The sequence below is a fragment of the Qipengyuania sp. GPGPB31 genome (assembly GCF_038396345.1).
Classification (GTDB): domain Bacteria; phylum Pseudomonadota; class Alphaproteobacteria; order Sphingomonadales; family Sphingomonadaceae; genus Qipengyuania; species Qipengyuania citrea.
This window is the reverse complement of record NZ_CP149572.1, coordinates 63,344-74,705: the sequence shown is the minus strand read 5'-3', so window position 1 is coordinate 74,705 and position 11,362 is coordinate 63,344. Positions and strand designations below refer to the sequence as shown.

12 protein-coding genes are annotated in these 11,362 nt (G+C 64.1%); 3 read left to right on the top strand and 9 right to left on the bottom strand.

Annotation, left to right across the window (positions count from 1 at the left end; genetic code table 11):
- Positions 1-99: 99 nt before the first annotated feature.
- Together WKH79_RS00400 and WKH79_RS00395 are read left to right on the top strand one after the other, a co-directional pair.
- A complete protein-coding gene (locus tag WKH79_RS00400) occupies positions 100-1,266 on the top strand; it encodes a TonB-dependent receptor plug domain-containing protein (protein ID WP_341859275.1) in 1,167 nt (388 codons plus the stop codon).
- A 79-nt stretch (positions 1,267-1,345) separates the two neighbouring features.
- Positions 1,346-2,851 (top strand): TonB-dependent receptor, encoded by a 1,506-nt coding sequence (locus WKH79_RS00395; protein ID WP_341859274.1) that lies wholly within the window; start codon positions 1,346-1,348, stop codon positions 2,849-2,851.
- 131 nt (positions 2,852-2,982) lie between these two features.
- Here the strand turns inward: WKH79_RS00395 and map are convergent, their stop codons facing one another.
- The 8 genes from map to WKH79_RS00355 all read right to left on the bottom strand — a co-directional run bounded on the left by map (position 2,983) and on the right by WKH79_RS00355 (position 9,470).
- On the bottom strand, positions 2,983-3,750 hold the full coding sequence (gene map, locus WKH79_RS00390; protein WP_063512090.1) for a type I methionyl aminopeptidase: 768 nt from the start codon (positions 3,748-3,750) through the stop codon (positions 2,983-2,985).
- 1 nt (position 3,751) lies between these two features.
- Entirely contained in the window at positions 3,752-3,961 is a 210-nt protein-coding gene (locus tag WKH79_RS00385) for a ParD-like family protein (RefSeq protein WP_341859273.1), read from the bottom strand.
- 134 nt (positions 3,962-4,095) lie between these two features.
- A complete protein-coding gene (locus WKH79_RS00380; RefSeq protein ID WP_050600120.1) occupies positions 4,096-4,773 on the bottom strand; it encodes a response regulator transcription factor in 678 nt (225 codons plus the stop codon).
- Positions 4,774-4,879: 106 nt separating this feature from the next.
- Complete coding sequence (locus tag WKH79_RS00375; RefSeq protein WP_341859272.1) at positions 4,880-5,902, bottom strand: aldo/keto reductase; 1,023 nt, start codon at positions 5,900-5,902, stop codon at positions 4,880-4,882.
- Between the two features lie 31 nt (positions 5,903-5,933).
- Complete coding sequence (locus tag WKH79_RS00370; RefSeq protein ID WP_341859271.1) at positions 5,934-6,671, bottom strand: SDR family oxidoreductase; 738 nt, start codon at positions 6,669-6,671, stop codon at positions 5,934-5,936.
- 13 nt (positions 6,672-6,684) lie between these two features.
- Positions 6,685-7,827 carry an acyl-CoA dehydrogenase family protein gene (locus WKH79_RS00365; protein ID WP_050600117.1) on the bottom strand — a complete coding sequence of 381 codons (1,143 nt, stop codon included), beginning with the start codon at positions 7,825-7,827 and terminating at the stop codon, positions 6,685-6,687.
- A gap of 14 nt (positions 7,828-7,841) precedes the next feature.
- Positions 7,842-8,819: a nitronate monooxygenase family protein gene (locus tag WKH79_RS00360; protein ID WP_050600116.1), complete on the bottom strand. Its 978-nt coding sequence runs from the start codon at positions 8,817-8,819 to the stop codon at positions 7,842-7,844.
- 60 nt (positions 8,820-8,879) lie between these two features.
- On the bottom strand, positions 8,880-9,470 hold the full coding sequence (locus tag WKH79_RS00355) for a flavin reductase family protein (RefSeq protein WP_341859270.1): 591 nt from the start codon (positions 9,468-9,470) through the stop codon (positions 8,880-8,882).
- A gap of 186 nt (positions 9,471-9,656) precedes the next feature.
- Between WKH79_RS00355 and WKH79_RS00350 the strand changes: the two genes are divergently transcribed.
- Entirely contained in the window at positions 9,657-10,388 is a 732-nt protein-coding gene (locus WKH79_RS00350) for a 3'(2'),5'-bisphosphate nucleotidase CysQ (protein ID WP_341859269.1), read from the top strand.
- Here the strand turns inward: WKH79_RS00350 and WKH79_RS00345 are convergent, their stop codons facing one another.
- Positions 10,389-11,282 (bottom strand): CoA ester lyase, encoded by an 894-nt coding sequence (locus WKH79_RS00345; RefSeq protein ID WP_341859268.1) that lies wholly within the window; start codon positions 11,280-11,282, stop codon positions 10,389-10,391.
- Between the last annotated feature and the right edge of the window lie 80 nt (positions 11,283-11,362).

Sequence of the window (11,362 nt, the reverse complement as noted above, 5' to 3'; positions counted from 1 at the left end):
CATTCCGCGCGTCCCGCGGCCGGTTTCGCATTTCGCATCGGCGCCTTCGCAGGGCTCCAGCACAGTTTTTAAGACCTGAATATGAGGGGGTCTCGAACCATGTCGACCGGCAAGCAGCTTTCCGCGCTGCTCCTGCTCTCCACCGCGCTCACCTTCCCTGCCGGGGCCGCATTCGCCCAGGCAGCGAGCACCGGCGCCGAAGGCGTACCCGCCGATGAAGATCCCGCCACCGACGCCATCATGGCGCAGCAGGCCGAGGGCATCGACGACACGCCGCAGGAGGAAGCGTTCGAGGAAACCGATATTTCGGTCCCCGGGGGCGCAATCGTCGTCACCGGTCGCCGCCGGCAGGACGTCACCCGCGCCTCGTCGCAGGTCGTCTCGGTGCTCGACAGCGCCAGCATTGCGCGGACGGGCGAAGGCGACATCGCCGGCGCGCTGACCCGCGTCACCGGCCTGTCGACCGTGGGCAACGGCCTCGTCTATGTCCGCGGCCTGGGCGATCGCTACTCGCTCGCGCTGCTCAATGGCCTGCCGCTGCCCTCGCCGCAGCCGCTCAGCCGCGTGGTCCCGCTCGACATCTTCCCCACCAGCGTCATCGCCTCGAGCCTGGTGCAGAAGACCTATTCGGCCAACTTCCCCGGCGAATTCGGCGGCGGCGTCATCAATCTGACGACCCGCGCGGTGCCTGATGAGAGCTTCGTCAAGGTCAGCGCGGGTATTTCGGGCGACACCGAAACCACCTTCGGCACGGGCTACACCTATTACGGGTCCGATTACGACTGGTTCGGCTTCGACGATGGGCGCCGCGACCCCGGCCCCAACCTGCGATCCTTCCTCGACAGCGGGCAGTCGCTCAACGACCCCGGCGTGGACCAGCAGGCCATCCTGACCGAACTGGGCGATCCCAATCTGATCCTCCTGCAGAGCACCGATGAACTGCCCGTCAACTGGTCGGGCGGCATCACCGCGGGCACCAGTGTCGATGTCTTCTCCGATGGCCGGTTCGGCGTGATCGCCACTGCCTCGCTCAGCAACAAGTACCGCAATCGCTTCATCACGCGGCAGGCCGCGCTGAACGGCGATCTCGACCTCGACCAGACGGGCAACCAGTTCCAGACCGACCAGCGGATCCTCGCCAATGCCATGCTCGGTTTCGGGCTCGAAGTGGGCGAGCACCGCTTCCGCCTGACGAACCTCTACATCCGCGATTCTGCTCAAGCGCGCGTCGCTGGCGCAGATTTCCGACCTGACCGACGACGATGACGATCTGTTCCAGAACACCGGCTGGTACGAACGCCAGCTGCTCGACACGCAGTTCGTCGGCGAACTCGAATTCGGCGATTTGTCGATCGACCTGCGCGGCGGTTATGCCCAGACGCAGCGCGAAGCGCCGAACGAATGGGAATTCGTCTATTCGCGCGACCTCAATCCCTCGGGCGGGTTCGACGACATCTATCTCAACCTGCAGAACGGAGGGCAGCGTGGTCGCACCACGGTGGCGTTCTCCGACCTGACCGAAGACCTCTATTACGGCGGTCTCGATGTCAGTTACCAGCTGGCCAACTGGCTCGGCGTGACGGTGGGCGGCGCCTATACCGACACCGAACGCCTGTCGCGGCGCCGCGAATTCGACATTCGCACGACGGGCGATTACCCGCTGGCGTTCGGCGCGCTGCGCCCCGACAATCTGCTGGGCGATGCGCTGATCGCGCTGGGTTACGATACGGAAGCGCAGACTGCCGGCGGGATCGGGCCGTTCTCCTACACCATTATCGATACCACCGCCGCCGATCCGGCGTTTTCCGCCGGGCTCGAGATCAAGGCTGGCTATGCGCAGGCGCGGATCGAACCGCTTGCCGGGGTCTCGCTCGATGCGGGTGTGCGCTACGAAGACGCGACGCAGCAAGTCGTGCCGCTCGGGCTCGACGGCCTGCCCAGCGGATCGGCCAATGCCACGCTGCTGAACAACGATTACTGGCTGCCCGCAGCCACGCTGACCTGGGAAATCGCCGACAGCCTGCAGGCGCGTTTCAATGCGTCCAAGACCATCGCGCGCCCCCAGTTCCGCGAGCTGATCCTGCAGACCTATTACGATCCGGAAAGCAACCGCCAGTTCACCGGCAACCCCGGGCTGGTGGATAGCGAGCTGACCAATTACGAAGCCCGCGTCGAATATTACTGGGGCTCGGGCAGCAAGTTCAGCCTCGCCGGGTTCTACAAGGACATCGAGAACCCGATCGAGGTGTTTTCGAGCTTCAACGACAACACCGTGGTTAGCCGCTTCGCCAATGCGCCCCAGGCTGAACTCTACGGTGCGGAAGTCGAAGTCCAGTGGAACAAGGACCTCTACACGCTGGGCGACTGGTGGGACAGCAAGCGCTTCGTCGCGATTGCCAACTACACTTACACCCAGTCCGACATCAGCGTGCAGACGGGCGACCAGGTCAATGTCCCCGAACTGGGCGGCCTGCAGTCGGCGTCCAACTTCTTCGAGGACGGTACCGCTCTTACCGGTCAGTCGGACCATATCGCCAACATCCAGCTGGGGCTCGAAGACCTCGACCGCGTCAGCCAGATGACCTTCCTGTTCAATTACGGCAGCAAGCGCGTGATCAGCCGCAGCACGCTGTCGCGCCCGGACATCCTCGAGGACCCCGACCTGACGATCGACTTCGTCGCGCGGCAGGGTTTCGAACTGGCCGGCACCGACATGGAAGTGAAGTTCGAGGCGCGCAACCTGACGGGCCGCGACCATTTCGAATACCAGACCACCGGCACCACGCGGATCGAGAACAACAGCTACGACGTCGGACGCAGCTTCAGCCTGTCGGTATCTGCCGAGTTCTGATTACACACACACACACACACACATCTCCCTCGGAAAGGGCCGCTTTCGGGTGGCCCTTTTTCGTTGATGCGCGGCTGAAGTTGGGGTGGAAGGCAGTCCTAAACTTAGGACCGGCGCCAGCCCGACCGATCCTAGGCCGGTGCCAGTTCGTCATGGCGCAAGGTCAGCACTTCGACCCCATCTGCGGTCACAGCAACCGTATGCTCGAATTGGGCTGACAGTTTTCCATCCCTGGTGACCACGGTCCATCCATCATCGCGGGTGAATATCTGACGGCTGCCCAGGTTGACCATTGGTTCGATCGTGAAGGTCATGCCTTCACGCAGTCGCATGCCTCTTCCGCGGCGGCCGAAATTCAGGACTTGCGGTTCCTCGTGCATTTCGCGGCCGATACCATGGCCGCAATATTCCCGTACCACGGAGCATCCGTTCTTTTTCGCGTGTTTTTCGATAGCGGAGCCGATGTCGCCCAGATGGGCACCGGGCCGGACCTGCCTTATCCCCGCCCACATGGCATCGCGAGCGATACGCACGAGCCTTTTCGCAGCGCCGGAAGCGTTTCCGACCACATAGGTCTTGCTGGAGTCGGCAATGAAACCATCTTTCTCCAACGTGATATCGAGGTTGATAAGGTCACCATCCCGTACGATCGTCTCGGGGTCGGGCACACCATGACAGACGACTTCATTGATCGAGCAGTTGAGCACGAATTCGAAGCCATATTGCCCTTTGCTGGCTGGCCGTGCGGCGAGGTCGACGGTGATGTAGCGCTCGACCAAATCGTTGATCTGCATGGTCGACATGCCGGCAAGATCGAGCCCGTCCAGCATCTCGAAAACCGAGGCAAGCAGACGACCGGAATTGCGCATGAGCGCAATTTCATCGGAAGTCTTTACCATTTCAGGCAGCAGTCCGCTGGTCGCGACGAGTGTCCGGAGCAAGCAAGAGTTCCTGCTTGACGATATCGCTGAACGACAGGGTCGGGTTGGCTTCGGCGAGCCTCCCTATCTTCATCCAGAATTCGGCTTGCGCATTGATCGATCGACACATGACCGCGCTAGCGTTTCGCACGTCCTCGTGCAGCTCTTCGTCTATCTTCACGATGCCCATAGCGTCCGTTCCAGCTCAAGTAATATACGGTCCGTATATGGAACATATATTGAGCCGTCAATCGGGGCTCCGCTGTGAAAGCGATGAACGCCGGTAATCGCGTCGCTAACCGACAGACTGCTATCGCCCGGCGCTCAATCGTAGCTGTCGTACACATATCCCAGCGAGCGCACCGTCCGCACGCGTTCGCCCGCCCCGACCTTGCGCAGCGCGCGGCGCAACCGGCCGACCCAGACATCCACGGTGCGCTCGTCGATCGGCGGCTCCTGCTTTCCCAGCGCCGCGATCAGATCGCCGCGCGACAGCACACGGTCGGGGTTCTGTGCGAGGAAATGCAGCAGACGGAATTCGTTGGGCCGCAGATCCAGCGCCCGGCCGTTCCACCGCGCTTGCAAGGCCGCGAGATCGACCAGCAGCGCGCCCAGTTCGAGCCGTTCGTTGACGCGTGGCTGTGCGCCGCCCATCTGCAGCGCCATCACGCGATCGAGCACCATCGTGCGATCAATCGGGCCGGTGATGTAGTCGTCGGCCCCGGCGCGGAGCGCGCGGCGCTTGTCCTGCGCATCGTCTTCCTCGAGCACGATGGTGATGTGGGCATCCTGCATTCGCGGGTCGGAACGCAGCCGCCGGCACATCTCAAGCCCCGAGAGATCATCCATCACCCAGTCGACGAAAGCGCAGACAGGTCCTTCGACCAGCCGCCGCGGTCCATCGGGATAAAGCCGCGCGAAGGCGTAGCACAGATCGCCGTTCTCGAAGTCTGGCAAATCGCCTGCCATCGGGTCGGTCAGGAATATGTTGATCGTACGCACGCAGCCGTCACCCCACCAGTGAGGTGGCAGCGATGCCGCAGTCATATGACTCGTATGTGACCTCGTCTGCGCGTTTGTAACACTGCGGCGCAAAATGCGCCGCGTCTTACGGTCTGGCGATCGTGAGCGACCAGTCGCGGGCCACGGTGGAGGCCACGCCGACCGGGTTCTTCGGCAGGTAGGGCTCTTCCAGCCGGCGAACTTCGTCCTCGGTCAGTGCCAGTTCCATCGCCGCGCAGGCGGCGTCGATATGACCGGGCTTGGTCGCTCCGATGATCGGTGCGGTCACGCCTTTGGCGAAATGCCAGGCGAGAGCCACGCTCGCGCGCGATACATCCCGTTCCGCGGCAATCGCACCAACGGTTTCTACGATTGCGCGATCCGCCTCTTCCTGCTGGCGATAGAGCAGCTTGCCGAAGCCGTCGGTCTCGCTGCGCACGGTGGTTTCGTCCCATGCGCGGGCAAGCTTACCACGCGCCAGCGGGCTCCACGGAATGATGCCGATGCCCTGATCGGCGCAGAGCGGCAGCATTTCGCGCTCTTCCTCGCGGTAGAGCAGATTGACGTGATTCTGCATCGAGATGAACCGCGTCCAGCCATTCGCGCGGGCCACTTCCTGCGCCTTGGCGAACTGCCAGGCGAACATCGACGAGGCGCCGATATAGCGCGCCTTGCCCGCCTTCACGATGTCGTGCAGCGCCTCCATCGTTTCCTCGATCGGCGTGGCATCGTCCCAGCGGTGGATCTGGTAGAGATCGACATAGTCCATGCCCAGCCGCGTCAGGCTGTCGTCCACCGCCTGCATCAGCGCCTTGCGCGACAGCCCGCCAGCATTGGGGGCCTGCTGCCAGGGCAGGAAGGCCTTGGTGGCGACCACGATCTCGTCGCGCCGCGCGAATTCGGGCAGCAAGCGCCCGATCACTTCTTCCGAGGCGCCGCGCGAATACATGTTCGCCGTATCGAAGAAGTTGATCCCCGCCTCCACCGCTTCGCGGATGAAGGGACGGCTTTCGTTCTCCGAAAGCACCCAGTCGCCATGCCAGCCCTTGCTGGTGTCGCCATAGCTCATGCAGCCGAGGCACAGCCGCGAAACCTTGAGGCCCGAAGGCCCGAGATTGACGTAATCCATGATCGTATCCCCTTTCAGGAGCAGGCCGGTTTCAGGCGAGCGTCATTCCGCCATCGACGCGTATGGTCTGGCCGACGATATAATCGGCCAGCGGCGAGGCAAGGAACAACGCCGCCCCGGCCATGTCCTGCGGGGTGCCCATCCGGCCTGCCGGTATGCGCGCCACCGCGCCTGCCGCGCGCTGTTCGTTCTCGGTCGTGACCTTGGTCAGCTTGGTCGGGACAAGGCCCGGCGCGATGCCGTTGACGCGAATGCCCTCTCCCGCCCAGGCCTGCGCGAGGCTGCCCACCAGGCTGACCGCACCCGCCTTGCTGGCGGCATAGGCCGGGTTGCCCAGCATGGCGTGATAGGCGCCCACCGAACTGACCACGATCAGCGATCCGCCCTGCTCGGCCAGACGGGGGCGGACGATCCGCGCGCAATCCATCAGCGAGTTGAGATTGACCTCCATCACCGCGTCCCAGCCCTCGCGCTCGAATTCCTCGCGGCGATAGCGCACCGTGCCCTGGCACAGCACGACGACATCGAGCCGCTCGGGCAGTTCAAAGCTGGCAGTGGCGGAGGCGTCCGACACGTCGAGCCGGTGGAAGGTCAGCCCCGCCAGATCGCTGCCTTCGGAGGCCGCATAATCGGATGCCGCAGCGCGGGTTCCGGTGACATGGACCAGCGCCCCGTGCTGGCGGAAGCCATGCGCAATGCCGTTGCCGATCCCGCTCGTCCCGCCCACGACGAGGACGGTCTTACCGGAGAAGTCGAGCGGATCGGTCATGCGGTATTGCTCCTCAGATCGAGCGGCTGATCACTTCCTTCATGATCTCGTTGGTGCCGCCGAAGATGCGCGTGACACGCGCATCGCGCCACAGCCGGGCAATTGCATATTCGTTCATGTAACCCGCCCCGCCATGCAGTTGCAGCGCCATGTCGCAGGCTTCCCATTGCAGGTCGGTATGCCACAGCTTGGCCGCGCTGGCCTCGTCGGTGGTGAGCTCGCCCGCAAGGTGCTTCCTGATCGCCCAGTCGAGATGCGCCCAGCCGACCTGGATCTTGGCCTTGAGGTCGGCGAGGACGAATTTGGTGTTCTGGAACTCGAACACCGTCTTGCCGAAGGCCTTGCGGTCCTTGGTGAACTTGACCGCTTCGTCGAAAGCGCGCTGCGCTGCGGCCTGCGCGCCCACCGCGATGCCCAGCCGTTCCTGCGGCAGTTCTTCCATCAGATGGATGAAGCCGCGCCCCTCGCCGCCGAGGATATTGGTCATCGGCACACGCACATCGTTGAAGAACAGTTCGGAGGTATCCGCCGAATGCTGGCCGATCTTGTCGAGATTGCGCCCGCGCTCGAACCCTTCGGTGCCGGCATCGACCAGCACCAGCGAGGTGCCCTTGGCGCCCTGCGCGGGATCGGTCTTGGCCACCACGATGACGACATCGGCGTTCTGGCCATTGGTGATGTAGGTCTTGGACCCGTTCACCACGAGGTGATTGCCGTCCTTGATCGCGGTGGTGCGGATGCCCTGCAGATCGCTGCCCGCGCCCGGTTCGGTCATTGCGATCGCCGAAATCACATCGCCTGAGACCATGCCGGGCAGGTATTTCGCCCGCTGTTCCTCGGTGCCCAGGCGTTCGATGTAATTCGCAGTGATATCGTTCTGCAGCGTGAAGCCGGCCGAACTGCCGAGATAGGACAGCTCCTCGCACAACACGCAATTGAAGCCGAAATCGAGGCCGAGCCCGCCGTTCTCTTCCTTTACCGTGGGGCACAGCATGCCCGCCTCGCCCAGCGCCTTCCACGCCGAACGCGGGACGATGCCCTCTTCCTCGTGCTGGTCGAGATAGGGCGTCATATGTTCGGCGAAGACCTTGCGCACGGTGTCGCGAAAGGCCTCGTGATCGTCGTTATAGGCGGTGCGATAGCTGGTATCGAGCATGGTCCGTCCTCCTCTCAGGCGTCGAGGAAGCCGGCAAGGCGCTGGCGGATGAGCACTTCGGCTTCCGCCATTATGCCGTCGATCAATTCCTTGCAGGTCGGGATGTCGTTGATCAGACCTGCCACCATGCCGCACGACCACGCGCCGGCATCCATGTCGCCTTCGGTCATGATCCGCGGATAGACGCCCGCAACTTCCTCGATGATGTCCTCGAACTTGAGGTCGTCGCCCAGCTTGCGTTCCTTTTCCAGCAAGCGTTCGACGGCATCATTGGTCATGACGCGCTCGGTGTTGCGCAGCGGGCGCATGACCAGCCGCGTGTCGAGCTCGCTCGCCGCGACGATCGCCTTTTTCACGTTCTCGTGCACCGGCGCTTCCTGGGTGGCGATGAAACGCGTGCCCATGTTCATGCCTTCCGCGCCCATCGCCAGGCTGGCAACGAGGCTGCGTGCGTCGGCCATGCCCCCGCTGGCGACAAAAGGAATGTCGAGTTCATCCGCCGCGCGCGGCAGCAGGATCATGTTGGGAATATCGTCTTCGCCGGGATGCCCGCCGCATTCGAAGCCGTCGACGCTGACCGCATCGCAGCCGATCGACTGCGCCTTGAGGCTGTGCCGCACGCTGGTGCACTTGTGGATCACCTTGACCCCGGCGTCCTTGAAATAGGGCAGCACCTGTGCGGGATTGTTGCCCGCGGTCTCGACCGCCTTGACGCCGCCGTCGATGATCGCCTTGACCAGACCGGGATAATCGGGCGCGTTCACCGTCGGCAGGAAGGTCAGGTTCACGCCAAAGGGCTTGTCGGTCATATCCTTGCAGCGCGCGATCTCGTTCGCCAGCTTCTCGGGCGTACCCTGCGTCAATCCGGTGATGATGCCCAGCCCGCCCGCATTCGAAACCGCGGCCGCCATTTCCGCGAAACCGACATAATGCATGCCGCCCTGGATGATGGGGTGCTCGATGCCGAACATTTCGGTGATGCGGGTTTTCATGTGCTGTGCCTCTTCCCTTGATTGCTTTTCGCAACGGGTATCGGCGCAAACGCGCTGAGTCTAGCGCTTCGCCACAGCTTCGAGAGCGGCCAGCAGGTCGGCCCCGCTCGCCGTAAGGGAAAGTCCGGTGCCCGCGTGTTCGGCCAGCCCTTCGCGTTCGAGGTCTTCGCCGGTCGGAGCCCGCATCACGCGGCCGTAGCGCCCGCCGTGATAGATCAGCGGGTCAGCCTCGCGCCGATCGAAGTCGACGACTTCGCCGAGGAAGATCGCATGGTCGCCGCCTTCATATTCGAAGCGCGCGCGGCAACCGAACCGAGCGGCATAACCCGCCAGCAGCGGGGCGCCCTCCGGCCCATCGACATCCTCGACCCCGGCGAACTTGCCATCGCCCGGGCGGGCGAACCGGTCGGACATCGCCTGCTGATCCGCCGCAAGGACGTGCACCGCCCAATTGTCGGCATCGCGAAAGACCGGGAGGCTGCCCGAGCGCAGCGACAGGCTCCACAGCACCATCGGCGGATCAAGGCTGACCGAATTGAAGCTGTTCGCTGTCAGCCCGTACGGCCGCCCTGCTTCGTCGCGCGCGGTCACAATGGTCACGCCGGTGACGAAGCTGCCGAGCGCATCGCGGAAAGCCTGGGGATCGAACATCGGCTTCCCAGCTAGTCGCGCCCCGGCATTTGGGCAACCATGGAGACGCGCAAAGCCCTTAGCTGCGAGAAAGCTGCAGCGCGGGGCGGGCAAAGTTGCATCTGGCCTGCCTTAGGGGGTTCGCAGCGCGGGCGGTCTCTGCCATGCGCGTCGGCCACCCTTACCAGCCAGGAATACCTTGCCGTGATGACCGATGCCGAACTCGCCGCCCACCTGGCCGAGGTTGCCGGGAAGATCCTGCTCGAAGTGCGCGGTAGCGGGGTCTTCCAGGGCAAGAGCCTGGGCAAGGCGGGCGACGAGACCGCCAACCAGTTCCTCGTCCATGCGCTACGCGAACAGCGGCCGGAAGACGGCCTGCTCAGCGAGGAAAGCAAGGACACCGACGAACGGCTGGCGAAGAGCCGCGTGTGGATCGTCGATCCGGTGGATGGCACGCGCGAATATGGCGAGGAGCGCGCCGACTGGGCCGTGCATGTCGCCCTATGCACCGATGGCAGGCCCGAAATCGGGGCCGTCGCCCTGCCCGGTCTTGGCCTGGTGCTGCGCACCGACACGCCTGCCGCGGTACCCGACGCAGCCGGAACGCCTCGCATGGTGGTCAGCCGGACGCGGCCGGCAGCCGAGGCGGTCAGCGTGGCGGAAACGATCGGCGCCGAGTTGGTCGGCATGGGCAGCGCCGGGGCCAAGGCGATGGCCGTTGTCCGCGGCGAAGCGGAAATCTACCTGCACACCGGCGGCCAGTACGAATGGGACAGCGCCGCCCCCGCAGCGGTGGCGCTTGCGCATGGCCTGCATGCCAGCCGGATCGACGGCTCTCCGCTCACCTATAACCAGCGCGATACCTACATGCCCGACCTGCTTATCTGCCGGACCGAATGGGCCAACCGGGTGCTGGAAGAGGTCGCCCGGCTCGGCTGATCAGTCTTCTACCTGTGCCAGCAATTGCCGGGCGCGGGACAGGTGCGGGCGGTCGAGCATGCCGCCCTTCCAGCCGATCGTGCCGGCACCGGGATTGGCTTCGAACAGATCGACGATCTCGCGCGCTTCGGCCACTTCCTCATCGGAGGGAGTGAAGGCTTCGTTGATCACCGGCACCTGCGCCGGGTGGATCGCCAGCATGCCGCGATAGCCTTGACGGCGCACCTCGATCGCGCGCTTTCGCAGCGCCTGGAGATCGCGGAAATTGGTGTCGATCGTTTCCACCGGCACGACTTCGGCCGCCGCGGCGCCCAGCAGGCACAGGCTGCGTGCCAGCTTGTAGGTAAAGGCGAAATCGCCTTCGAAATCCTTGTTGCTCTGCGCGCCGAGCGAATCGGCCAGGTCTTCCGCGCCCCAGGTCATTGCCGCCAGGCGCGGCGCACCGCCGTAGTCGCCGGTGGTGAACATGGCCGCGGCGGTTTCGGTCACCAGTGCAATCACCGGGGTCGATCCGGTCGCGATCCCGTTCTCGTGTTCGAGCGGAGTGATGAGCCGGTCGAGTTCTTCGACATCGTGGCGGCCACGCGACTTGGGCAACATAATCCCGCCCGGCCGGGCGGGTATGACGGCGGCCAGATCGTCGGCGGCCCACGGTCCGTCGAGCGGGTTGATCCGCACCCACAGACGCGCGCGTTCGTCCTCGCTCTTGCCGGACAGGAATTCGGCGATGCTCGCGCGCGCATCTTCCTTGCCGCTTTCGACCACCGCATCCTCGAGATCGAAGATCACGATATCGGCGTCGCCTTCGGCGGCCTTGGCCATCTTTTTCACGCTGTCGCCGGGAGCGAACAGCCAGCTGCGCATGCGGATTCGGGTAGGCTGAATATCGGTCATCCGCGCGCTTGAGACGCAAAGCGGAGCGTTCGTCAAGCATGCCCTAGCGTATTTCCGTAAGCGTAAACTTTGCGATATGC

Excerpts from the sequence above, each read along its gene's own strand:
- WKH79_RS00400 (WP_341859275.1), top strand. The coding sequence starts at position 100 with ATGTCGACCGGCAAGCAGCTTTCCGCGCTGCTCCTGCTCTCCACCGCG.
- WKH79_RS00385 (WP_341859273.1), bottom strand. The coding sequence starts at position 3,961 with ATGGGCATCGTGAAGATAGACGAAGAGCTGCACGAGGACGTGCGAAAC.
- WKH79_RS00370 (WP_341859271.1), bottom strand. The coding sequence starts at position 6,671 with ATGACCGATCCGCTCGACTTCTCCGGTAAGACCGTCCTCGTCGTGGGC.
- map (WP_063512090.1), bottom strand. The coding sequence starts at position 3,750 with ATGGTAAAGACTTCCGATGAAATTGCGCTCATGCGCAATTCCGGTCGT.
- WKH79_RS00375 (WP_341859272.1), bottom strand. The coding sequence starts at position 5,902 with ATGGATTACGTCAATCTCGGGCCTTCGGGCCTCAAGGTTTCGCGGCTG.
- WKH79_RS00350 (WP_341859269.1), top strand. The coding sequence starts at position 9,657 with ATGACCGATGCCGAACTCGCCGCCCACCTGGCCGAGGTTGCCGGGAAG.
- WKH79_RS00355 (WP_341859270.1), bottom strand. The coding sequence starts at position 9,470 with ATGTTCGATCCCCAGGCTTTCCGCGATGCGCTCGGCAGCTTCGTCACC.
- WKH79_RS00360 (WP_050600116.1), bottom strand. The coding sequence starts at position 8,819 with ATGAAAACCCGCATCACCGAAATGTTCGGCATCGAGCACCCCATCATC.
- WKH79_RS00345 (WP_341859268.1), bottom strand. The coding sequence starts at position 11,282 with ATGACCGATATTCAGCCTACCCGAATCCGCATGCGCAGCTGGCTGTTC.
- WKH79_RS00365 (WP_050600117.1), bottom strand. The coding sequence starts at position 7,827 with ATGCTCGATACCAGCTATCGCACCGCCTATAACGACGATCACGAGGCC.